The organism is Kitasatospora sp. NBC_01246, assembly GCF_036226505.1.
Taxonomy (GTDB): Bacteria; Actinomycetota; Actinomycetes; order Streptomycetales; family Streptomycetaceae; genus Kitasatospora.
In genome coordinates this window covers 8,263,845-8,285,331 of record NZ_CP108484.1, presented here as the reverse complement: position 1 = coordinate 8,285,331, position 21,487 = coordinate 8,263,845, and the positions used below count along the sequence as shown (strand labels likewise).

Genomic DNA, 21,487 nt, shown 5'->3' with positions numbered 1-21,487 from the left:
CGATGCGGTGTCGAGCGTGCGATGCGGTGTCCATCGTGCGATCCGCTGTCGGTCGGCGCCGCGGGCGGTCGCTCCGCCCCGGCAATCCCTCAGCCTGTCAAGCACCCGCTCTCGGCGGAACGGGCAGTTGGTGCAAGACTTGATGCAGGAAACTGCACGGACCCGGGGGCGGCCATGAGTTTGCAGAGCTTGGGTCTGACGGACGACCAGGAGCGCGTCTACCGCTACGTGCTGCGTACCCGGCCGGGCGATCCCGACACCGCGGGCGCGGACCTGGGCCTGCCCGATGTGCGGGCGGTCCTCGGGGAGTTGCGGGACCTGGGGCTGCTCGACGCGACGCTGGCCCCGCTGCCGCCCGCGGCCGCCGTCGACCTGCTCGTCCGCCGCCGCGTGGAGCACACCTCCCGTGAACTGGCCCGGCTCGACTCCGCGTTCGACGTGGTGTGGGAGCTCGCCGAGGAGGCCCGCCACGGTCGCCGCGTCGAGCTCGTCGAGCGCATCAGGGACACCGCGCAGGTCACCCACCGGATCCGTACGATGCCGGGACGCGTCGAGACGCTGAACGCCAAACCGCTGCCCCGCAGCGGGGTTCCGCTCCGCGACGAAACGGCCCTCCGGTTCCGGCGGGCGCTCGCCGACGGGATGGCCTGCCGCACCCTCGTCAGCACGGCGGCTCTCGACCGGCCCGAGCAGATGGCCTACGCCCGGCACTGGCACGACCTGGGCGACGTCCACCGCGTGACGCCCGAACCGTTCCGTCGGCTGCTCATCGTCGACCGGCGGGTCGCCTTCGTCCGCCTCGACCCCGCCCGGCCGGAGTCGGACACCCTGCAGATCGGCCAACCCGGGATCGTCGCCGCGCTGGTCGACCTGTTCGAAGGGCTCTGGACCCGCGCCACCGACCTCGACCACCTCGACCTCACCACCGTCGAGGCCCAGGTCCTGCGCACCCTGAGCGAGCACAGCAAGGACGAGAACGCGGCCCGCGAGCTGAACATCTCCCTGCGCAAGTACCGCACCCACGTCGCCGGCCTGATGACCCGCCTCGGCGCCACCACCCGCTTCCAGGCCGCCCTGCGCGCCAAGGAGCGCGGCTGGCTGTGACCCCGGGGCGGGCCCGGAGCCGGGCCCGGGCCGGGCGTCGACGCGCCTGCGCCGCCAGGGCGGTCCCACTGGATAGCGTGACCGGCGAGAACCACGGACAGCCACCAGGAGGACACGCAATGTCAGATCCGGCGAAGCGCCGCATCTTCTCCATGCTGGACACGGACGGCGACGGCGTCATCTCGCGGGCGGAGTACGCCGCCCGGGTCGACCGGGCGGCCGCGGCCGTGGGGCGCGACGCCCGGGACCCGCTCGTCGTCGCGGCCCGGACCGCCCACGAGGAGGTCTGGCGCCAGATGGACGCCGACCACGATTCCCGCGTCACCTTCGAGGAGTACCGCTCCTGGGCGGGACACGACGCGTTCGAGGCGACCTGCCGGCCCGCCCTCGGCTCGCTGTTCGACCTCGCCGACGCCGACGCCGACGGCCGCCTCACCCGCGAGGAGTTCAGCCGGCTGCGCACCGCGACCGGGAACGCGGAGGGCGACGTCGACGCGGCCTTCGACGCCCTCGACCCCGACGGCGGCGGCACCGTCGACCGCGACACCTACCTGGCGGCCATCCGGGACTTCCTCACCACCGGCACCTCCTCGATGGCGAGCGTGTACGGCGACGGCCGACCCGCGCCGGCGCCGGTCCCGTCCCCCTGAGCCACTCGCCCCGGGGCCGGTGGTCCGGCCGGTTCGTGCTCACCGAGGGGTCTCAGCGCTTGATCTCGATCCGGTCGATGGTGACCGCCTCAAGCGGCCGGTCGTTCGCGTCGGTGGCCACCGAGCCGAGTTCGGCCACGACCTTCTCGGAGGCGGCGTCCGCGACCTTGCCGAAGATCGTGTGCTTGAAGTTCAGCCAGGCGGCCGGGCCCAGGGTGATGAAGAACTGGGAGCCGTTGGTGCCGGGGCCGGAGTTGGCCATGGCGAGCAGGTAGGGCTTGTCGAAGACGAGGTCCGGGTAGCGCTCGTCACCGAAGGTGTACCCGGGGCCGCCGCGACCGGTTCCGGTCGGGTCGCCCGCCTGGATCATGAACCCGTCGATGATCCGGTGGACGGGGGTGCCGTCGTAGTACGGGCCGCTGATCGGCTCGTCGGTACGCGGGTCGGTCGCCCCCTCCCGGGTGCCTTCGGCGAGCTCCACGAAGTTGCGCACCGTCTTCGGCGCCTGGTTCGGGAACAGCTCCACGGTGATGGCACCGTGGCTGGTGTGGATCACAGCGTTCTTGGCGTCGGCCATGTCGGGACTCCTCACATCGTGACGCTCCGGACGCGAGCGACGCCCTCAGGCTATCCGTCCGGATGACCGCTCGGTCCCGGGGTGGATCACACCGCCGGCGCCCGTCCGCGACCAGGCCGGCACCGGCTTCCCTGCCCGACGGCCGCGGCCGCGTCGGCGCGCGGAGCGCGCTACCGCCGACCGCACGCCAGAGCCACCCGAGCCACCCAGGATGCGGTTGGGCATTGACTCGGCACGCGGCGGACCCGATGATGCAACGCAAGGACGCGGTCCGGGCGCTACCGGCGGGTGGGAGAGTCCGCCCGGCGCCACCCCGGCCGTCCGTACGGAGGGTGGGCCGCCGGCGTTCCGGCGAGGTTCTGGGGGGCTTGCGAAGAGGAGGCTTTCCGTGACCGCTCCGACCGCCCGTCTGGCCCCCGCGGCCTATCTGCGCTGCTTCCCCTTCGACCCCCGGGGCATGGCCGCCCACCGCGAGGCCCTGCGGCGCTTCGCCAACCGCCTCGGCCTGCTCGCCCCCACCCTCTACTTCGACAACGGCGCCCCGTCCGCGGGCGTGCGCCCGCAGTTGGAGCTGCTGACCAGGTCCGTCCTCGACGGGCAGCACCGGATCGTGCTCGTGCCGGGCATGTGGGTGTTCTCCACCGACGAGCGACTGGCGCGGCTGATCACGTCCACGTTCGCGGGTGCGAACTGTCGCACGGTCAAACTGCCGGACCGCTTCGTGTCGATTCCCCGCCCCCGGTCGGGGTCGGGGTCCGGGGCGCGGGCGGCCTGAGACCGGCCGCGGGCGGGGGCATTCGGCCCCGCCCGCGCCCGCTCGCACCCGCCCGCGCCCGCTCGCGCGGGTCAGCCGGTGGCGGTGGAGACCACCACGAGCTCGCCGACCGCCTCTTCGAGCGTGCCGCGGGCCTGCGCCGGCAGCGGGTCGTCGGTGATGAAGCAGTCGATCTCGGCGAGTTCCGCGAAGCTGCTCAGACCGATCACCCCCCACTTGGTGTGGTCCGCGACCACCACGGTCCGGCGGGCGGAGCCGATCATGGCGCGGTTGGCCTGCGCCTCGGCCAGGTTGGGCGTGGTCAGGCCCGCCCGTTCCGAGACGCCGTGCGCGCCCAGGATCAGCAGGTCCACGTGGAGGGAGCGGATCGTCTGCTCGGCCAGGGCGCCGACCAGGGCGGCCGAGCGGGTGGGCGATCCACCGGTCAGCAGCAGCGAGGGGGTGCTCGCCCCGGCGTCGCGGCCGGCCGCCCACACCAGGTCGGCGATCGCGAGCGAGTTGGTGACGATGGTCAGCTGCGGCACCTTGAGCAGCCTGGACGCCACCGCGAAGGTCGTGGTGCCGGCGGAGAGCGCGACGACGTTGCCGGGCTCCACCCGTGCGGCGGCGGCGTCCGCGATGGCGGCCTTGGCGGCCTCCTCCAGCGAGGACTTCGCCTCGAAGCCCGGCTCGTCGGTGCTGGAGGCGCCGATCGCCACGGCGCCGCCGTGCACCTTCTGCACCGTTCCCCGGCGGGCCAGGGTGTCCAGGTCGCGGCGGATGGTCATGTCCGACACCCCGAGCTGTTCGACCAGCTCGGCGACCCGCATCGCGCCACGACGGCGCACGGCCTCCAGGATCAGTGCCTGACGCTGTGGTGCCAGCATCCCTTGATCGGTCACGAGCTCCCCTGACGACCTGGGCGGGCATCGATGTCCCGCTACGTCCAGAGGGCAGGCTACCGCCGGAACGATCAGAAACCGACAGCCGGGCCCCCGGGGGCCGCCCCCGGCCTCCCGGGGCCGGGTGCAGGGCGCTCGGGAGGGCTCGGGGCGCCCTGCGGCGGCGGGCCGCCGGGCCGGCCGCCAGACCCCCGACCCGGCCGCCACCTGCGTCTACGCGGCGAGTTCGCGAAGCCGGCGGGCGGCGTCCTCGGGGCACACGTCGTTGACGAAGGCGTCGGCCCCGGGCTCCACGCCGGCCGGGTACGTGAGCCGGTCCGCCGTCCGGCGGACGGTGAACAGTTCGAGGTGCGGGGCCGGCTCCGCCCCGCCCCGCTTGGGGGCCTGGTGCCAGGCGGCGACGTGGGGAGTGGGGCCGGCCGGCCCGCTCCGCCGTGGCAGAGGCGGGCGGAGCGGCACAGCAAGTCCAGCTAGAAGGTGGGGAGTTCGGCCCGTTCGTGCGCGTCGAGGCAGGTGAGGTCGGTCACCCGGCGCTTGGGGTGGAGGTGGACTTCGTAGGGCCGGCGGGCGGCGAACGGGACGAAGGCGCTCCCGCGTTCGCCGTTGACGACCAGGCGGCGGGTGTCGACGCCTTCGGCGGCGTCCGGCAGGGCGGACAGTGCGGCGGTTCGGTCGCTCCAGGCGTCCAGCACGAGGCGGGCCCGCTCCTCGGGGAGGTCGGCGAAGGAGGTGTCGTGGTCGGGTGGGTGGTGGGTGCGGCCCTGGCGCTGTGCGGCGATGGTGACCCAGTCGCCGGCCACCGGGTCGAGTCTGGCTTCGGAGTGGCCCGGGGCGGGTTCGAGCGGGCGGCTGTCGGCGGTGTCGCGGCCGGTCCCGGCCTCGACGTGGTAGTAGGTGAGCTCGCGGCCGTCCGCGAGATTGGTGACCGTCCCGTGCACGCCGGCACCCCTCGCGGACGGTTCTGTCGGGACGCGCGGCGCGGTGGGACGGTGGGCGGCCGACGGCAGGTGGGCCCCGACCGCGCCGCCCGGGGCGGCCGACGTCGCCGGTGCACTTGCTCATGATGCGCCTCCCACAGGAACCTCCTCTCCATTAACGCACAGCATTAAACCGAAGTCACCACAATGCAACAACCTTTCATCGGGCGACTCGTCGGATCACGGCCGAACGATCGGATCTGGCTGATTCTGTGGATCTTTGGTGGATCCCCCTCGCCCAGTGTCGACAATGACGCCATGAGCCTCGACGACGCATTCGCCTCCCCCCTCCGCTGGGTGCCCGCCCCGGCCGCCTGCTCCCTGGCCGGCCACGTCCTGTCCGTCACCGCCGCCCCCCGAACCGACGTCTTCACCGACCCGCTCACCGGCGAGGCCAGGCGCAACGCCGCGACGGCGCTGGTCGACCCGCCGGACGGGGACTGGCAGTTCTCGGCCCGGCTCCGGGCCGGGTTCCGGGCCCCGTGGGACGCGGGCGCCCTCATCGTCCGGTCGGACGCCGACCACTGGGCGAAGCTCAACTTCGAGCAGTCACCGGACGGAGCACCGAGCGTCTACTCGGTGGTCACCCGCGGGCGCTCGGACGACGCGGTCGCGGGACCGGTCGAGGGCGACGCACTGTGGCTACGGATCAGCCGGATCGCGCCGGCGTTCGCCTTCCACGTCTCCTCCGACGGCCGTACCTGGCGTCTGATCAGGCAGTTCGCCCTGGACGGGCCGGCTCCCGTCCGGGTCGGCATCGAAGTCCAGTCGCCGGTCGGCGAGGGCTGCCGCGTCGACTTCGACGACATCCGCCTGACGCCCACCCGGCTGGCCCACCTGTTCGACGGCCGCTGAGCCCGCCGGCGGGCCGCGGCCCGCCGGCCCCCGGAGGGATACCCCGGAAACCCACATGTTCGGACCACAACGCACACCAGGACCCCCGGCGCGCCCGGGGGATCCTGTCGCTTCCGCGGGCGGCACCGCCGATTCCGTCACGGAGAAGTGATGGACCGGTAACGCGCAGTTTACCGGATGGGCCGATTCGTCCCGTCCGGGCGCAACTTGGACGAAACCCTTGACACTGCCGGACGGCGCTCCGAGACTCTCCGTCGACCGCTTGTTTGCGCCAACATCCCCGCGACGGACGCGCTGGGGGCGCAGGCAGACGGTTGCTCCCCGGTCATCCTCCGGACGCCGCGGACGGGACGCCGGGGACTGCCCACAAGGCCGCCCCCGGCCTGTCGATCCGGCGCGCAAGCTCCTTCACCGGGAATGAGTGCCCCTGCGCCGCGCCGCTCCACCGGCCCGCCGTCCTCGACCCCGCACGACGAATTCCACCCCCACCCAAGATGCCCGCACGACGGTCCCGCCCCCACCGCACTCGCCGTGCGCGGGAACTTGACGTCAGGCATGCCCTGAAACAGGGTGCCTGACAGCACGTCGGCCCTGGCAGTCCCGCGCCACCAGGACCGGACGCGGCCGTCACGCGTGCATCTGCGAGACCCAGAGGTATGAAGTCATGCCGCGATTGAGAACGATCCTGTTCGGCGCCCTGCTGGCGCTGCTCCTCCCCCTCTTCCAGGGCGTCGGCACCGCCCAGGCGGCCACGGTGACGATCACCAACGGCACCCAGTTCGCCGACACCGCCGGGAACCCGGTGCACGCCCACGGCGGCGGCGTCATCAAGGTCGGCAAGTACTACTACTGGTTCGGCGAGGACCGCAACGCCGACAACACCTTCCACTACGTCTCCAGCTACCGCTCCAGCGACCTCCGGACCTGGGAGTTCCGCGGCCACGTGCTGAGCCAGTCCACCGACCCGGAGCTGCAGTACGCCGTGATCGAGCGGCCCAAGGTGATGTACAACGCCGCCACCGGCCAGTTCGTCATGTGGATGCACAAGGAGAACGGCGCGGACTACGGCGAGGCCCGGGCCGCGGTGGCCGTCTCCTCCACCGTCGACGGCAGCTACACCTGGCGCGGCAGCTTCCGGCCGCTGGGCGAGATGTCCCGTGACATCACCACCTTCGTGGACGACGACGGCACGGGGTACATGATCTCCGCCGCCAACGAGAACCGGGACCTGCACGTCTACCGGCTCACCGCCGACTACACCGGCATCGACGCCCAGGTGCAGAGCCTGTGGAACGGCCAGTCCCGCGAGGCGCCGGCGATGTTCAAGCGCGACGGCGTCTACTTCCTGCTCTCCTCCCACGCCACCGGCTGGGCGCCCAACCAGCAGAAGTACGGCACCGCCACCAGCGTCACCGGCTCCTGGAGCGACCTCCAGGACATCGGCGACTCCGTCACCTACTCCAGCCAGACCGCCTTCGTGCTGCCCGTCCAGGGCAGCGGCGGCACCGGCTACCTGTACATGGGCGACCGCTGGGGCAACGCCAGCGGCGGGACGGTCAACGACTCCCGGTACGTCTGGCTGCCGCTGACGTTCCCGACCGCCACCACCATGACCATGGGCTACTCCCCGCAGATCACCGTGAACGCCGCCACCGGCGTCGTCGCCGGCATGAAGGCCACCTGGGAGAGCCTGACGGGCCGCCAGAGCGGCAAGTGCGTCGACGTGCGGGACTACTCCTTCGCCCGGGCGGGCCAGCTCATCCAGTGGGGTTGCGGCAACGGCGCCAACCAGAACTTCTGGATCAAGAACCTCGGCACCGGCTACGCCCAGATCATGGCCCGACACAGCGGACAGTGCCTCGACATCGCCGACGCGTCCACCGCCGACGGCGCGCTCGCCGTCCAGAACCCCTGCGACGGCCGGCCGTCCCAGCAGTGGCAGGTCCAGAAGGTCACCGGTGCCACGGGCTACGTCCGCCTGATCGCCCGGCACAGCGGCAAGTGCCTGGACGTGACCAACCAGTCCACCGCCGACGGCACCGCGCTGGAGCAGTGGACCTGCGGCACCGGCACCAACCAGCAGTGGAAGCGCACCACCGTCTGACCCGAGCCCCCCGACGAAGCCCCTCCACCACCACCGTGTCCGGCGGAGGGGCTTCGCCCTGCCCGACCACCATCAGCCCAGGAGGACCCGTGTCCCCGCGCAAGCAACCGACCGACCGCGCCGGCAGAGCCCGCACCCGCCGGGCCCGCACCGGCCTCGGCGCCGCCGTCACCGCCGCCGCGGCCCTGGCGGCCGGCACGCTGAGCGCCCCGCCGGCCTTCGCCGACGAAGCCGCCGCGCACGTCACCGTCCGGCTCGACCCCGGCTACCAGCAGCAGCCGTTCCAGGGCTGGGGAACCTCCCTCGCCTGGTTCGCCAACGTCACCGGCGGGTGGCCGGAGGCCGAACGCTCCCAGCTCGCCGACGACCTCTTCGGCCCGGACGGCCTCGGCTTCACCGTCGCCCGCTACAACATCGGCGGCGGCGACAGCCCCGAGACGACGCCCTACCTCCGCCCGGGCGCCGCCGTGCCGGGGTACTGGAACCGCCCCGCGGCGTTCGGCCCGCCGGCCTCCGGCACCGCCGGCTGGACCGAGCCCGCCGACTGGTGGAACCCGGCCGACCCCACGCACTGGAACGCCGCCGCCGACGCCAACCAGCAGTGGTGGCTCAAGGCCGCGAAGACCCGCGGCGCGGACACCTTCGAGGCCTTCTCCAACTCCGCGCCCTACTTCATGACCAGGAGCGGGCTGGTCTCCGGCGCGGCCAACAGCTGGGAGGACAACCTCCGCCCCGACCAGTACGACCGCTTCGCCGCCTACCTGGCCGGGTCCCTGCAGCGGGCCCAGACCGCCACCGGCGTGACCTTCGGTGCCCTCTCCCCGATGAACGAGCCGAGCACCTCCTACTGGGGCGCCGGCGGCAGGCAGGAGGGCTCCCACTGGGACGTCGCCTCGCAGGCCCACCTGGTCACCGCGCTGCGCGGCGCACTGGACGCGGCCGGCGTGAGCACCCCGGTCTCGGCGATGGACGAGACCAGGCCCGACCTGTTCCGCTCCGACTGGGACTCCTACGCACCGGCGGTGCGCTCGACCGTGGGCAAGCTCAACACCCACACGTACGAGACCGGCGGCCGCACCGGGGCGCGCGACATCGCCAAGGGCGCCGGCAAGCCGCTCTGGATGTCCGAGGTCGACCTCGGGGGCACCGTCCCGCAGAGCTTCACCGACATGTCGCCCGCCCTCGACTTCGCCCAGCACGTCACCGACGACATCCGGGAGCTGGAGCCGAGCGCCTGGGTGATGTGGCAGGCCGTCGAGGACTACGCCAACATGACGCCCGCCCACGAGAACGCCAACTGGGGCCTCGTCCAGGTGGACTTCACCTCCACGAACCCGGGCGCCGAGCTGATCCGCAAGAACAAGAAGTACTGGGCCATGGCCAACTACAGCCGCTTCATCCGGCCCGGGGCCCAGGTGATCACCACCGACTCCGCGAACACCCTCGCCGCCCTGCGCCCCGGCGGCACGGGCACGGTGGCGGTCTACACCAACCCCACCGGCGCGCCGCAGAGCGTCACCCTCGACCTGGCGGCCTTCCAGAGCGTCAGCACCACCACCCCCGTCGAGCGCTACACCACCGACGCCGGGAAGAACCTGCAGCGCGACGGCGACCTGCGGGCCACCGCCGCCAAGACGCTCACCACCACGGTGGGCCCGGGCTCGGTGACCACCTTCGTCATCCCCGGCGCCATCGGCACCGACGCCGCGGTGACCGCCGCCGCCCCCGCCGGGCAGGTGCGGCAGCTCGTCAACGACAACAGCGGCCTGGCGCTGTCCGCGGCCGCGAGCGCGCAGGGCGGCCCCGTCCAGCACCCCGCCAACCCGGCCGACCCGGCGCAGCAGTGGAAGTTCACCAAGGTCTCCGGCGGCTCCGACAACACGGCCGCCTACCGCCTGACCAACACGGCGAACGGCAAGGCCCTGACCGCCACCGCCACCCCGGGCACGCTCGGCTTCGCGGCGGCCAACTCGTCCGCGCAGCAGCTGTGGATGCTCTCCACCAACGGCGACGGCCACGGCACCCTGGTCAACAAGGCGACGGGCGACCTGCTCGACGTCACGGGCGCGTCCACGGGTGACGGGGCTCCGGTGGGGGTCTACCGGCCCACGACCGGGAGCAACCAGTCCTGGAACCTGCGCAGCACGGCACCCGACAGCTGGAAGGCGCTCCAGCTGCGGAGCAGCGGCAAGTGCGCCGACGTCCCCGGCGCCCCCGGCACGGCCGGCGCGCCCGCCGTACAGTCCACCTGCAACGGCGCCACCGGCCAGCAGTGGTCGCTGCGGGCGAGCAGCCCCGGCTACGTGAACGTGGTCGCGCGGGGCAGCGGGCAGTGCCTGGACGTCACCGAGGCCTCGACCGCCGACGGCGCCCCGCTGGTGCAGTACACCTGCAACGGCGGCGCCAACCAGGAGTGGTCGGTGCGCAGCACGGGCAGCGGCTACCTCACCCTGCTGGCGCGGCACAGCGGGAAGTGCCTGGACATCTCGGGGGCCTCGACCGCCGAGGGCGCCCCGCTGGTGCAGACCACCTGCGGCGGCGGCCGCAGTCAGCAGATCAAGCTGAGCTGACGACCGGGTGCCGGGCCGCGGACGGTGATCACCGTCCGCGGCCCGGCACCCGTGGTGCGCCCGGGAGGCCTGCGGTGCTCAGGCCCGGCCGGCGGCCGGGGGGCGGGTCGAGCTGGACCGGACGAGCAGGTGAGGTGTGACGGAGACGGGCTCCGTCCCGGCGCGCTGTCCGCCCGGCGGGTCGATCCGGTCGAGGAGGAGGGCGACGCACTGGCGGCCGACCTCCTCGAAGTCCTGGCGGACGGTGGTCAGCGGGGGCGCGAAGTACGCCGATTCCGGGACGTCGTCGAATCCCACCACGCTGACGTCCTCCGGGACCCGGCGGCCCGCCTCGCGCAGGGCCAGCGACAGGCCCAGGGCCATGTGGTCGTTGGCGGCGAAGACGGCGGTGACCTCGGGGCGGGCGGCCAGCTCCCGGCCGAGCTCGTACCCGGAGGCGGCGGTCCAGTCGCCCAGGGCGAGGGGCGGGACGGGGGCGCCGGCCTCCTTGAGCGTGCTGTGCCAGGCGGCGGCGCGCCGGCGCGCCGCGTAGGAGTCCTGCGGGCCGCCGATGTGCCAGACGGTGCGGTGGCCGAGGTCGAGGAGGTGGCGGGTGGCTGCGATCGCGCCGGCGGCCTGGTCGGTGTCCACCGAGGGGAAGCAGCGTTCGGGGTCGCCGTCGGCGACGACCACCGGGACGCCGGAGGAGATGTCGAAGCCGCGCCGGTCGAGGATCTGCGCCTCGATGACGATCAGGCCGTCCACGGCCTGGTCGGTGAGCTGGCGGACGGCCTGCTGCACGGCGTCCTCGGTCTGGGCCTCGGCGCAGACCACGTTCACCGAGTACCCGGCCGCCTGGGCGGCGCGGGAGATGGCGGCCAGGGTGCGGGCGTTGCCCTGGGCGGCGATGTCGAAGGTGACCACACCGAGGACGTGGAAGCGCCCGAGAGTGAGGGCCCGGGCGGCACTGTTGCGCTGGTAGCCCAGCATCCGCATGGCGGACAGGACCCGGTCACGCGTCTCGGGCTCCACGTTGGGACGGTGGTTGGCCACGCGGGACACCGTCTGGGAGGAGACGCCCGCGAGCGCGGCGACGTCCGCCTGGGACGGCGGGCGCTGCTTGCCGCGGGTGGTGCTGCCGGGCGTCACGCTGTGGTCCATACCGGTCCGTTCTCTCGTGTCTGCGTGAACATCGTAGACGGTGCGCCGCCCGGGGCCACCGGCGCAGGCCCTGGGAATGCGCTGAGAAAAGGAGGCTGCCGGCCCCGCCCGCCCGTAAGGAGGCGGGGGAACCGGCAGCCGGTGGCGGCGCGGCCGACCCTCAGCGGCGCGCCGCCGGTCCGCCCTCCCGGGGAGCCGCGGACGCCACAGCCATGGGGCGGCCGCTGTCCGGCTCCGCGAGGGGGCGGAGGATCAGGGGGTTGGAGGGTGGCAGGCCTCAGGCGGGGAGGCCGATGGCGCGTTCGCCGTTGCGGCGCTGTTGGATGACGACGGCGGCGACGAGGAGGGCTCCTTGGGCGACGTTCTGCCAGAAGGAGTTGATGCCTTCGACGGTGAGGCCGTTCTCGAGGCAGCCGAGGAGGGCGACGGCGAGGAGGGTGCCGCCGATGCCGCCCTTGCCGCCCTTGAGGGCGCAGCCGCCGAGGGCGGCGGCGGTGATGGCCTTGAGTTCGAGGCCTTCGCTGCCGGAGGTGGGCTGGCCGGAGCCGGTGCGGGCGGTGAGGAGGATGCCGGCGACGGCGGCGACGATGCCGATGAGGGCGTAGACGGAGACGAGGTATTTGTTGATGTTGATGCCGGCGAGGCGGGCGGCGGTGTCGTTGCCGCCGATGGCGTAGATGTTGCGGCCGATGTCGGTGTACTTGAGGAGGAGGTGGACGGTGGTGGCGACGACGATGAGGAGCCAGACCATGACGGGCAGGCCGGCGATCTTGCCGCGTCCGAGGAAGACGAAGAGGTCGTTGTTGAGGACGTAGCCCTGGGCGCGGCCGTTGGAGACGAGTTGGGCGATGCCCTTGTAGGCGGCGAGGCCGGCGAGGGTGGCGATGGTGGGGTTGACGCGGCCGTAGACGATGATGACGCCGTTGAGGATGCCGACGGCGATGCCGATGCCGATGGCGGCGGCGATGCCGGCGAGGGCGTTGGAGCCGGCGGAGGTGAAGGCCATGGCGGAGACGACGGAGGCGATGCCGACCTGGGAGCCGACGGAGATGTCGAGGCCGCCGCAGATGATGACGACGGTCTGGACGACGGCGAGCAGGCCGGTGATGGTGGCGGCCTCGGCGATGACCTGCATGTTGGTGATGCTGAGGAAGTTGTCGTTCAGGATGCCGAACAGGGCCAGCACCAGGACGAGGGCGCCGATCAGGCTCAGGTTCTGACCGCCGACGGCGGCGAGCAGGGGCCTCCGGCGCGCGGCGGGTGCGGGCGCGGGCGCGGGCCGGTTCTTCACCGCCGGGGAGGGGGTGGTCGTGCTCATCGGGGTGCTCCAGGGAGGGTGGGGGCGGTCGGGCGGGCCGGGGCGGTCGAACCGGCGGAGGCGGTCCCGGCGAGGTCGTCGGCCATGGCGAGGGCGAGGATGGCCTCCTCGGAGGCCTCCGCCCGGTCGAGTTCGCCGGTGATGCGGCCGTTCTGCATGACGACGATCCGGTCGGCGAGGCCGAGGACTTCGGGGAGTTCGGAGGAGATGACCAGGACGGCGATGCCTTCCTGGGCGAGGTCGGCGATGATCTGGTAGATCTCGGCCTTGGCGCCGACGTCGATGCCGCGGGTGGGTTCGTCGAGGATGAGGACCTTGGGCTTGCGGGCGAGCCAGCGGGCGAGGACGACCTTCTGCTGGTTGCCGCCGGAGAGTTTGCGGACCTCGTGCTCGATGGAGGGGGTGCGCACCCGCAGGCGGTCGGTGTAGTCCTGGGCGAGTTCGCGTTCGGCGCCGCGGCGTACGAAGCGCAGGCGGCGCAGGCGTTCCAGGACGACGAGGGAGGTGTTGTCGCGGATGGAGCGCTGCAGGAACAGGGCCTGGGCCTTGCGTTCCTCGGGGGCCAGGCCGAGGCCGGCGCGGATGACGGCGCCGGGGTTGCCGGAGGGCAGGCGCTCGCCGTCGAGGGTGACGGTGCCGGAGTGGATGGGCAGGTCGCCGGCGAGGGCGAGGGCGAGTTCGGAGCGTCCGGCGCCGATCAGGCCGGCGAGGCCGAGGACTTCGCCGGCGTGGACGCGCAGGGTGATGTCGTGGACGGCGTCGGTGGTGACGTTCCGGACGTCGAGGACGACGCGGTCGGTGGCGACGTCCTGGCGGGAGAACATGCTGCTGAGGTCGCGGCCGACCATGAGGCGGACGAGTTCGCCCTCGGTGGTGGTCGCGGCGTCCTGGACGCCGGCGAGGGCGCCGTCGCGCAGGACGGCGATGCGGTCGGCGAGTTGGAAGATCTCCTGCATGCGGTGGGAGACGTAGATGACGGCGACGCCCTGGTCGCGCAGGCGGCGGATGAGGGCGAACAGGGCGTCGACCTCGTGCTCGGAGAGCGAGGAGGTGGGTTCGTCGAAGGCGATGACCTTGGCGTCGCCGGTCAGGGCGCGCAGGATCTCGACGAGTTGGCGCTGGGCGGGGGTCAGCTGGGAGCCGAGCAGGTCGGGGTCCAGGACGCCGGCGAAGCCGAGGCGCGACAGGTCGGCGGTGATGCGCCGGCGCAGTTCGGCGCGGTCCAGGCGGCGGCCGGCCTTGCGGGGCAGGGAGCCGGCGTAGACGTTCTCGGCGACCGAGACGTGCGGGATGATCTCGGGTTCCTGGGGGATGATCCGGATCCCGGCGCGGCGGGCGTCGGTCGGTGAGGACAGGGCCAGCGGGCGGCCGTCGAGGACGACGTGGCCCTCGGTCGGCTGGTGGTCACCGGTCAGGATCTTCAGCAGGGTCGACTTGCCCGCCCCGTTCTCCCCCATCAACGCGGTCACCTGACCGGCCGGGAAGTCGAGGGTCACGCCACCGAGGGCCTGGACGGCGCCGAACCGCTTGGTGACTGCCACGACAGCGGCCGCTCCGGTGGGTGGCCGGGACCCTGGACTGGACGGGCCGTGCGCTGTGGTCATGACGGATCACCTCAAGGGGTAGTGCGGGAGGGTGCCGGAGGCAGGTGGAGGGGCCGCCTCCGACCATGACGGGGCCGGAGGCGGCCGGGCCGGCCCCGTGGGGGCGTGGGGGCGGGCCGGTTCAGGGGGGTCAGCTGCAGGTGACTCCGGCGCTCTGCCAGGTCGTGGCGTCGACCATGGTGGTGGGCGCGAAGGCCTCCTTCGGGAAGTCCTTGCTGTTCTTGAGCTTGTCGTACATGGTCTGCACGGCCAGCGCGCCGACGTCCTTGCCGTTGATGAACAGCGCGGCCTTCATCCCGGTCGGCTTGCCGCCGCTCCAGTCCTTGCACGCCAGGTACGCGCCCAGACCCACCCCGACCACGTGGTCCGCGGAGACGCCCGCGTTCTGCAGCGCCGTCACCCCGCCCTGCACGTTCTCGTCGTTGCAGCCCCACAGCACCCAGTTCTTCACACCCGGGTTGGCCGTCACCGTCGCCGCGATCTTGTCCTGCGCGCCCGTCGGCGTGTTGTCCGTCGCCACGTCGATGTTCTGCACCCCCGGCACCGCGGCCGCGAACGCCTCCTTCGCGCCCTTCACCCGGTCACCGCAGACCGTCACGTCCTGCTTCCACGCCGAGATCACCCGGGTCTCCGCCGGGTTCCACCCGGCCTTCTTGAACTCCTCACCGGCCCGCTTGCCGACCTCGCCGCCCATCTGCAGCCCGGAGAACCCGATCCGCGACACCAGGTCGTCCTTCGAGCACGCCGCCGGGTCCGGCCCGCTGGCGCAGATCTGGTCGTCCGAGGTCAGCAGCGCCACCTTGGCATCCCGCGCGGTCTGCACGACCTGCGGCCCCACCGCCGGGTCCGGCACCACGATGATCACACCGTTGGTCTTCTGCGCGACCGCGGACTGCACCTCGCTGATGGTCTTGTTCGCGTCGTTGCCGAGGTTGACGACCTTCAGGTCGACCCCCAGCTCCGCGGCCTTCGCCTTCGCGCCCGCCGCCTCCCCGACGAAGTACTCCTGGTCGCCCTGCTTCTGCAGGTAGGTGATCGAGATCTTCCCGGAGACCGGCGCCACCGAGGCGTCGCCCGACTTCACGGACTCCTGACCGGTCGAACAGGCGGTGGCCAGGCCCAGGGTGAGGAGAAGGCCGGCTGCGGCGGCGGCGCGGCTGGGGGGACGGAACATGGGGGAGCTCCTTAGCGCGGGTACCGGGTCGGTGCCCGCACGGTGGTGTGGGGGGAGGGGGCGGGGCCGCGAACGGCCCACCGGGTGCAGCGGCGGAGGCGCGGCGGGGCGCCACCGGGAAAGCGGGCAAGGACGGCGAGGCGAGATCAGCAATAACGCTCAGAACTCAACATGTTCAAACGCGTTGGAACAATGACACTCGCCGCCCGTGCGGGCGTCAAGCTGGTAAACCGACTGATACGCGGTCGTAATCTTCTCCACCCCGCACCGACACCCTCCCCGGGGCGGAATCCGGTGGGCCGACAGCCCCCGACAGGCACCCCCGAGGGGGGCGGCGAACCGGCCACCCTGGCCACCGGCACCCCTCCCGACCAGGGCGGACATCCGCCCACCGGGCAGGTGTCGACTCCCCCGGCCCGGCCGCACGCACCAGCCGCCGCAGGCCCGGTGGCGGTTCATCACGAAGCCGCATCACGCCGGGACAGGCCCTTGACTCCCCCGCCATCAGCGGTCAAGACTCAACGCCAGCTTCATGTTGGCGTAAACATCGGCCGTGAAGGGCACCCCGTGAGCACGTCGCAACTCCCCGCCCCACCCGCCCCCGTCGTCCGGCCCCCGGGCCGGCCCCGTCCACAGCTGCGTTCGAGCCGGCGCGGTCACGGGTCCTTCGGCTATGTCTTCTTCGCCCCGTTCCTGATCGTGTTCGTGATCGGCATCGCGGCCCCCCTGGGCTACGCCGCCTACCTGAGCTTCTTCCAGGACCGGTTGGTCGGCGGCAACGTCTTCGTCGGGTTCGACAACTACACCCGCGCCCTGGGGGACGAGCTCTTCCGGACCGGGCTGTGGCGGGTCACCCTCTTCCTGGTCGTCCAGGTCCCGCTGATGCTGCTGCTCGCCCTGCTGGCGGCGCTGGCCATCGACAGCGGACGGCTGCGCTGGCCCGGGCTGTTCCGGATCGGCATCTTCGTCCCGTACGCCGTCCCGGCCGTCGTGGCCTCGCTGATGTGGGGCTACCTGTACGGCGACCGCTTCGGGCTCATCCACCAGATCGGCGACGCCCTGCACACCGACGTGCCCCGCCTGCTCGGCGGCACGTGGATGCTCGCCTCCATCGGCAACGTCGTGACCTGGGAGTACGTGGGCTACAACATGCTCATCCTGTACGCGGCCCTGCGGACCGTGCCGCAGGAGCTCTACGAGGCCGCCGAGGTCGACGGCGCGGGCGCGATCCGTACGGCCTGGAGCATCAAACTCCCCGCGCTGCGGCCCGCGCTGGCCCTGGCCACCGTCTTCTCGATCATCGGGACCTTCCAGCTCTTCAACGAGCCGAACGTCCTGCAGTCCCTCGCCCCGGACGTCATCTCCACCAGCTACACGCCCAACATGTACGCCTACAACCTGGCCTTCAACGGCCAGCAGTTCAACTACTCGGCGGCCGTCGCCGTGCTCCTGGGCGGAGTGACCGCAGTGGTCGCCTACGCCGTGCAGGCCCGGTCGATGCGAAAGGAACAGAGCCTGTGAGCGCGAACACCACCAGCGGCCGGGCGGGGCGGGGGCGCAGGCGTTCCAGCACGGCGCTCACCGTGGCCATGGGCCTGATGCTGGTCTACGCCCTGCTGCCGCTGCTGTGGCTGCTGATGTCCAGCACGAAGGACACCGGCTCGCTGACCACCGGGTTCGGGCTCTGGTTCGGCCGCGACTTCCACTTCTTCGACAACATCCACGCCGTCCTGACCTACGACCACGGCATCTACCTGCGCTGGTTCGCCAACACCCTGCTGTACGCCGTCGTGGGCGCGGGCGGAGCCGCCTTCATCTCCACCGCGGCCGGCTACGCCCTGGCCAAGTACCGCTTCCGGGGCCGCACCGCGCTGGCCGCGATCGTCCTGGGCGCCGTCGCGATCCCCGGGACCGCACTGGCCGTGCCGACCTACCTGCTGTTCAGCAAGGTCGGCATCGTGGACACCCCCTGGGCCGTCCTGCTGCCCTCCCTGGCCAGCCCGTTCGGCGTCTACCTGATGCGGGTCTACGCCCTCGGCGCCGTCCCGGACTCGATGCTGGAGGCCGCCCGCATCGACGGGTCCGGCGAGCTGCGCACCTTCTTCACCATCTCGCTGCGCCTGCTCGCGCCCGGATTCGTCACGGTGCTGCTGTTCTCCCTCGTGGCGACCTGGAACAACTACTTCCTGCCGCTGATCGTGCTCAGCGACCCGCAGTGGTTCCCCCTCACCGTCGGCCTCAACCAGTGGAACTCGCTGGCGACCGGCGCGGCCGGCAGCGGTGCCACCACCACCGGCTTCTACCCGCTCGTCATCACCGGCAGCGTGCTGGCGATCGTCCCGCTCGTCGTCGCCTTCCTGTTCCTCCAGCGGTTCTGGCAGTCCGGCCTGGCCGCCGGCAGCGTCAAGGAATGACGCCCCCCGCTCCCACCCCGCCCACCCCACCCCACCTCCCGGCAAGGAAACCCGCCATGACCCCTGCGCACTCCACCCCGCGCCGCAGACTGCTCGCGCTCGTGCCCGCCGCCGCGCTGGCCCTGACCCTGACCGCCTGCAGCTCCTCGGGCGGCGGCGAGGCCACGCCCGCCGACCCGGCGAAGGCCCTGGACACGCCCACCACGCTCACCTTCTGGACGTGGGCCCCCAACATGGACAAGACCGTCGCGCTCTTCGAGCAGAAGTACCCGAAGATCAAGGTCGACATCGTCAACGCCGGCCAGTCGGCGACCGAGTACACCAAGCTCCAGACCGCCGTGAAGGCCGGCAGCGGCGGCCCCGACGTCGCCCAGGTCGAGTACTTCGCGCTGCCCGAACTCGCCCTGTCCAAGCGACTGGTGAACCTCAAGGACTACGGCGCCGCCGCCCTGGAGAGCAAGTTCGCGGCCTCCGCCTGGTCCCAGGTGGCCATCGCCGACGGCGTCTACGCCATCCCGCAGGACACCGGCCCGATGGCGATGTTCTACAACAAGAAGATCCTCGACGAGCTGAAGATCGAACCCCCCAAGACCTGGGCCGAGTTCGAGGCCGCGGCCATCAAGATCAAGGCGTCCGACCCGAAGCGGTTCATCACCTCCATCGACCCCGGCGACGCCGGCGGCGTGGACAGCCTGATCTGGCAGGCCGGCGGCCGCCCGTTCCAGCAGACCGACTCCACCTCGGTCACCGTCAAGCTCCAGGACGCCGGCGCCAAGAAGACCGCCGACCTGTGGACCTCCCTGATCAACCGCAAGCTCGTCGACACCGCCCCGGGGTGGACCAACGAGTGGTGGCAGTCGATGGGCAGCGGCCAGTACGCCATGTGGATCATCGGCGCCTGGGCCCCCGGCAACATCGCCTCCACCATCCCGGACACCGCGGCCGACTGGCGCGCCGCGCCCATCCCGCAGTGGAGCGCGAGCGAGAACGTCTCCTCCGAGAACGGCGGCTCCTCCGTCGCGGTGACCAGCAGCAGCAAGAACAAGGCCGCCGCCGCGGCCTTCGCGATCTGGCTGAACTCCGACCCGCAGGCCGTCCGTTCGCTCTCCGCCAACGGCCTCTTCCCGGCGACCAACGAGCTGCTCAAGGACCCGGCCTTCCTCGACCAGCCGGTGCAGGGCCTCGGCGGCCAGAAGGCCAACCAGGTCTTCGCCGACTCCTCCGCCGCCGTCGCCAAGGGCTGGCAGTACCTGCCCTACCAGCTGTACGCCAACTCGGTCTTCAAGGACACCGTCGGCCCGAACATCTCGACCGACATCAACACCGGCCTGAGCGCCTGGCAGAAGCGCATCACCGACTACGGCAACCAGCAGGGCTTCAAGGTCACCGCGCCGTGACCCGCAGCCGGCGCGGGCGTCCCGGGCGGTCCACCGCCCGCGTCCGCGCCGGCCGGTGACGAACCCGCCCGGACCGGCCGACCGGACCTCGCCGGCCGGTCCGCGCACCCACCTCTCCCAGGAGCAGCAGCACACCATGCCCGTCCTGCAGATCCACGACGAGGGGTTCACCCTCGACGGCCAGCCGCTGCGGATCATCTCCGGCGGCCTCCACTACTTCCGCGTCCACCCGGGCCACTGGGCCGACCGCCTGCGCAAGGCCCGCCTGATGGGCCTCAACACGGTGGAGACCTACGTCCCCTGGAACCTCCACCAGCCGCGCCCGGACGAGTTCCGCCTCGACGCCGGGCTGGACCTGCCGGCCTTCCTCGACCTGGCCGCCGCCGAGGGGCTGCACGTCCTGCTCCGCCCCGGCCCCTACATCTGCGCGGAGTGGGAGGGCGGCGGGCTGCCGTCCTGGCTCCTCGCCGATCCCGACATCCTGCTGCGCAGCCAGGACCCGCGCTACCTCGCCGCGGTGGAGGACTTCTTCGAGCGGCTGCTGACGCCGCTGCGCCGGCACCTGTCGACCAACGGCGGCCCGGTGCTGGCCGTGCAGGTCGAGAACGAGTTCGGCGCCTACGACGGCGACACCGCCCACCTGGCGCACCTCGCCGCCACGCTGCGCCGCTGCGGCGTCGACGTGCCGCTGTTCACCTGCGACCAGCCCGGCGACGTCGTCCGCGGCGCCCTGCCCGGGACCCTGGCCACGGCCAACTTCGGCAGCCGCTCCGCGCAGGGCCTGGCCACCCTACGCGCCCACCAGAGCACCGGCCCGTTGATGAGCACCGAGTTCTGGATCGGCTGGTTCGACCGCTGGGGCGGCCACCACGTGGTCCGCGACCCCGCCCAGGCCGCCGAGGAGCTGGACACCGTGCTGGCCACCGGCGCCTCCGTCAACCTGTACATGTTCCACGGCGGCACCAGCTTCGGGTTCACCAACGGCGCCAACGACAAGCACACCTACCGGCCCACCGTCACCTCCTACGACTACGACGCCCCGCTGGACGAGGCCGGTGACCCCACCGAGAAGTACGAGGCGTTCCGCCAGGTCATCGCCAAGTACGCCCCCGTGCCGGCCGAGCCGGTGCCCGCGCGGGCACCGAAGATCGGTCCCCTCACCGTCGAACTGACCTCCTGCGCACCGCTGTTCGCCAACCTGCCGGCGCTGGGCGAGGCGGTGCGGGCCGAACGGCCGCTCACCATGGAGCAGCTCGGCCAGGACTTCGGCTTCGTCCTCTACGAGACCGTCCTGCCCGCCGCGGGGCCGGTCCTGCTGGAGGCGGAGACGGTGCGGGACCGGGCCCAGGTGTTCGTGGACGGCCAGCCGGTCGGGGTGCTGGAGCGCGAGCGGCACGAGCGGGCGATCGCGTTCACCGCGCCGCGCGCGGGCGCCGTCCTGAGCCTGCTGGTGGAGAACCAGGGCCGGGTCAACTACGGCCCGGGCATCCACGACCGCAAGGGCCTGCTGGGCCGGGTGCTGCTGGACGGCGCCGAGGCGGCCGGCTGGACCAGCCGGCCGCTGCCGCTGAGCAGCCTCGACGCGCTGCCCTTCGCCGAGGACGCGGGCACCCAGGTCGGTCCGGCCTTCCACCGCGGCACCGTGCGGCTGGCCGAGGCCGGCGACACCTTCGTCCACCTGCCGGGCTGGACGAAGGGCAACGTCTGGGTCAACGGCTTCCACCTCGGCCGTTACTGGTCGCGCGGGCCGCAGCGCTCGCTGTTCGTGCCCGGCCCCGTCCTGCGCCCGGGGGCGAACGAGATCACCGTGCTGGAACTGCACGCCGCCCACCGCGCGCGCACCGTGGAACTGCGCGAGCACGCCGACCTCGGGCCGACCGAGGAGTAGGGCCCGACCGGACCGCGGCGGTGGGTGGTGGGCCGGCGGGCCCACCACCCACCGCCGTT

Annotated in this window: 16 protein-coding genes and 1 pseudogene; 10 read left to right on the top strand and 7 right to left on the bottom strand. The window is 72.5% G+C overall.

Going from position 1 to position 21,487, the window contains the following annotated elements; all coding sequences use genetic code 11:
* Positions 1-174 precede the first annotated feature (174 nt).
* Positions 175-1,104, top strand: a complete 930-nt coding sequence (locus OG618_RS34780) for a hypothetical protein (RefSeq protein ID WP_329491615.1) — start codon at positions 175-177, stop codon at positions 1,102-1,104.
* 119 nt (positions 1,105-1,223) lie between these two features.
* Positions 1,224-1,754 (top strand): EF-hand domain-containing protein, encoded by a 531-nt coding sequence (locus OG618_RS34775; RefSeq protein WP_329491614.1) that lies wholly within the window; start codon positions 1,224-1,226, stop codon positions 1,752-1,754.
* Positions 1,755-1,806: 52 nt separating this feature from the next.
* Here the strand turns inward: OG618_RS34775 and OG618_RS34770 are convergent, their stop codons facing one another.
* Positions 1,807-2,331: a peptidylprolyl isomerase gene (locus OG618_RS34770; protein WP_329491613.1), complete on the bottom strand. Its 525-nt coding sequence runs from the start codon at positions 2,329-2,331 to the stop codon at positions 1,807-1,809.
* A 388-nt stretch (positions 2,332-2,719) separates the two neighbouring features.
* Between OG618_RS34770 and OG618_RS34765 the strand changes: the two genes are divergently transcribed.
* Positions 2,720-3,106: a hypothetical protein gene (locus tag OG618_RS34765; protein WP_329491612.1), complete on the top strand. Its 387-nt coding sequence runs from the start codon at positions 2,720-2,722 to the stop codon at positions 3,104-3,106.
* Between the two features lie 71 nt (positions 3,107-3,177).
* Here the strand turns inward: OG618_RS34765 and OG618_RS34760 are convergent, their stop codons facing one another.
* Together OG618_RS34760 and OG618_RS34755 are read right to left on the bottom strand one after the other, a co-directional pair.
* Positions 3,178-3,972 (bottom strand): DeoR/GlpR family DNA-binding transcription regulator, encoded by a 795-nt coding sequence (locus OG618_RS34760; protein ID WP_329491611.1) that lies wholly within the window; start codon positions 3,970-3,972, stop codon positions 3,178-3,180.
* Positions 3,973-4,200: 228 nt separating this feature from the next.
* Positions 4,201-4,925 (bottom strand): annotated as a pseudogene (locus tag OG618_RS34755) (hypothetical protein).
* A 297-nt stretch (positions 4,926-5,222) separates the two neighbouring features.
* On the opposite strand from OG618_RS34755, the gene OG618_RS34750 reads away from it, so the two are divergent.
* The 3 genes from OG618_RS34750 (at position 5,223) to OG618_RS34740 (ending at position 10,493) form a co-directional block, all read left to right on the top strand.
* Positions 5,223-5,819, top strand: coding sequence for a DUF1349 domain-containing protein (locus tag OG618_RS34750; protein WP_329491610.1), 597 nt, complete (start codon positions 5,223-5,225; stop codon positions 5,817-5,819).
* Between the two features lie 664 nt (positions 5,820-6,483).
* Complete coding sequence (locus OG618_RS34745; protein ID WP_329491609.1) at positions 6,484-7,923, top strand: RICIN domain-containing protein; 1,440 nt, start codon at positions 6,484-6,486, stop codon at positions 7,921-7,923.
* 89 nt (positions 7,924-8,012) lie between these two features.
* Positions 8,013-10,493 carry an RICIN domain-containing protein gene (locus tag OG618_RS34740; RefSeq protein WP_329491608.1) on the top strand — a complete coding sequence of 827 codons (2,481 nt, stop codon included), beginning with the start codon at positions 8,013-8,015 and terminating at the stop codon, positions 10,491-10,493.
* Between the two features lie 78 nt (positions 10,494-10,571).
* On the opposite strand, the gene OG618_RS34735 is transcribed toward OG618_RS34740, so the two are convergent.
* From OG618_RS34735 to OG618_RS34720, 4 genes are all read right to left on the bottom strand, one after another.
* Positions 10,572-11,633: a LacI family DNA-binding transcriptional regulator gene (locus OG618_RS34735; protein WP_329491607.1), complete on the bottom strand. Its 1,062-nt coding sequence runs from the start codon at positions 11,631-11,633 to the stop codon at positions 10,572-10,574.
* Between the two features lie 277 nt (positions 11,634-11,910).
* Positions 11,911-12,951 carry an ABC transporter permease gene (locus tag OG618_RS34730; RefSeq protein ID WP_329491606.1) on the bottom strand — a complete coding sequence of 347 codons (1,041 nt, stop codon included), beginning with the start codon at positions 12,949-12,951 and terminating at the stop codon, positions 11,911-11,913.
* Positions 12,948-14,555 carry a sugar ABC transporter ATP-binding protein gene (locus OG618_RS34725; protein WP_442906908.1) on the bottom strand — a complete coding sequence of 536 codons (1,608 nt, stop codon included), beginning with the start codon at positions 14,553-14,555 and terminating at the stop codon, positions 12,948-12,950. Before OG618_RS34725 ends, OG618_RS34730 begins: the two co-directional genes overlap by 4 nt.
* A gap of 130 nt (positions 14,556-14,685) precedes the next feature.
* On the bottom strand, positions 14,686-15,729 hold the full coding sequence (locus OG618_RS34720) for a substrate-binding domain-containing protein (RefSeq protein WP_329491604.1): 1,044 nt from the start codon (positions 15,727-15,729) through the stop codon (positions 14,686-14,688).
* A 567-nt stretch (positions 15,730-16,296) separates the two neighbouring features.
* On the opposite strand from OG618_RS34720, the gene OG618_RS34715 reads away from it, so the two are divergent.
* From OG618_RS34715 to OG618_RS34700, 4 genes are all read left to right on the top strand, one after another.
* Complete coding sequence (locus OG618_RS34715) at positions 16,297-17,250, top strand: carbohydrate ABC transporter permease (RefSeq protein WP_396487148.1); 954 nt, start codon at positions 16,297-16,299, stop codon at positions 17,248-17,250.
* Positions 17,247-18,143 (top strand): carbohydrate ABC transporter permease, encoded by an 897-nt coding sequence (locus OG618_RS34710; protein WP_329491603.1) that lies wholly within the window; start codon positions 17,247-17,249, stop codon positions 18,141-18,143. Before OG618_RS34715 ends, OG618_RS34710 begins: the two co-directional genes overlap by 4 nt.
* Before the next feature lie 56 nt (positions 18,144-18,199).
* Positions 18,200-19,540 (top strand): ABC transporter substrate-binding protein, encoded by a 1,341-nt coding sequence (locus OG618_RS34705; RefSeq protein ID WP_329491602.1) that lies wholly within the window; start codon positions 18,200-18,202, stop codon positions 19,538-19,540.
* Between the two features lie 136 nt (positions 19,541-19,676).
* On the top strand, positions 19,677-21,428 hold the full coding sequence (locus OG618_RS34700; RefSeq protein ID WP_329492390.1) for a beta-galactosidase: 1,752 nt from the start codon (positions 19,677-19,679) through the stop codon (positions 21,426-21,428).
* Positions 21,429-21,487 lie beyond the last annotated feature (59 nt).

Excerpts from the sequence above, each read along its gene's own strand:
- OG618_RS34780 (WP_329491615.1), top strand. The coding sequence starts at position 175 with ATGAGTTTGCAGAGCTTGGGTCTGACGGACGACCAGGAGCGCGTCTAC.
- OG618_RS34775 (WP_329491614.1), top strand. The coding sequence starts at position 1,224 with ATGTCAGATCCGGCGAAGCGCCGCATCTTCTCCATGCTGGACACGGAC.
- OG618_RS34770 (WP_329491613.1), bottom strand. The coding sequence starts at position 2,331 with ATGGCCGACGCCAAGAACGCTGTGATCCACACCAGCCACGGTGCCATC.
- OG618_RS34760 (WP_329491611.1), bottom strand. The coding sequence starts at position 3,972 with ATGCTGGCACCACAGCGTCAGGCACTGATCCTGGAGGCCGTGCGCCGT.
- OG618_RS34750 (WP_329491610.1), top strand. The coding sequence starts at position 5,223 with ATGAGCCTCGACGACGCATTCGCCTCCCCCCTCCGCTGGGTGCCCGCC.
- OG618_RS34745 (WP_329491609.1), top strand. The coding sequence starts at position 6,484 with ATGCCGCGATTGAGAACGATCCTGTTCGGCGCCCTGCTGGCGCTGCTC.
- OG618_RS34735 (WP_329491607.1), bottom strand. The coding sequence starts at position 11,633 with ATGGACCACAGCGTGACGCCCGGCAGCACCACCCGCGGCAAGCAGCGC.
- OG618_RS34730 (WP_329491606.1), bottom strand. The coding sequence starts at position 12,951 with ATGAGCACGACCACCCCCTCCCCGGCGGTGAAGAACCGGCCCGCGCCC.
- OG618_RS34725 (WP_442906908.1), bottom strand. The coding sequence starts at position 14,555 with ATGACCACAGCGCACGGCCCGTCCAGTCCAGGGTCCCGGCCACCCACC.
- OG618_RS34720 (WP_329491604.1), bottom strand. The coding sequence starts at position 15,729 with ATGTTCCGTCCCCCCAGCCGCGCCGCCGCCGCAGCCGGCCTTCTCCTC.
- OG618_RS34705 (WP_329491602.1), top strand. The coding sequence starts at position 18,200 with ATGACCCCTGCGCACTCCACCCCGCGCCGCAGACTGCTCGCGCTCGTG.
- OG618_RS34700 (WP_329492390.1), top strand. The coding sequence starts at position 19,677 with ATGCCCGTCCTGCAGATCCACGACGAGGGGTTCACCCTCGACGGCCAG.